The following is an 846-nucleotide window of genomic DNA, read 5'->3' on the forward strand; positions in this document are numbered from 1 at the left end:
CCGTTACAGCAATGAAGTCTTCAGCAGCGCTGCCCAATACAGTATGCCGTCAGACCAGACCCTGGTGTTGCTTGCACGGTCCAAGAACCGGGACAGGATGGTTGTGTTCAACATAACCAAATCGGACGATGTCGGTAACCGGATTGTATCTGTCGGCCGCCTGGCATCGTTCTCCATCCGTCCGAAGCTTGACGGGAACGGAGAATATACAGCAGACCAGTTATATGATGTAACCATTGAATAATGATGAATATATGAAATACCACGAGATTCTGAAAGCCCTGATCGGCATTCCCTCCTTGTCCGCAAGACTTGACAACCCTTTCCCTCTGGTCGGGGACAAAGTTACCATATCAAGTACAAGCGAATGGGTGAGGCAACACGAGTATCTGCTTGATGGTGGAGCCGGGCCTGAACGGTCTGTCCTGGATTGTGTACTGGGAAAATCCTCAGAGACTGTAGATATGTCTGCCGCAGGTGAGTTCATACAGAGCGTCAGTGTATCCAACGATAGCGGCAACGCTTCTGTCAGGAAAATCGCATATCCGATGCTTCCCGCCACCGAGCCCTATTTTATGGTTACCGCCACTGAGATAGTGCGTGTCGGGGAAAGGGGCTATCTTTCGATATATGCCGAAAACGGTTATGCCACTTCCCGCAACAATACCATCGTTGCGCGTATATACAAGGAGAATGAACCGGAACCAGTGAAAACCGTCGGCTTTGACACGAGCCGTCCAGGACCGACTGTCTGGGCGGCATCCCCCTATACCTTCGATGCTGTGTCCGACCGTGGAATATACGATGTGGAGGTGGACGTGACAGATGTCCTGACCGGTGTGACTT

Annotated in this window: 2 protein-coding genes; both read left to right on the forward strand. The window is 51.4% G+C overall.

The genetic code is table 11. The features are described from left to right. Window positions 1-244 (forward strand): hypothetical protein (locus tag AB5213_RS17060; protein WP_368277024.1); only part of this gene is annotated, 244 nt, incomplete at its 5' end. Then, on the forward strand, window positions 237-846 hold a 610-nt coding region (locus AB5213_RS17065), incomplete at its 3' end, for a hypothetical protein (RefSeq protein WP_368277025.1). The genes AB5213_RS17060 and AB5213_RS17065, both read left to right, overlap by 8 nt.

Source organism: Coprococcus sp. RTP21204st1_G4_RTP21204_210225 (assembly GCF_040915385.1).
Taxonomy (GTDB): Bacteria; Bacillota; Clostridia; order Lachnospirales; family Lachnospiraceae; genus Allocoprococcus; species Allocoprococcus comes.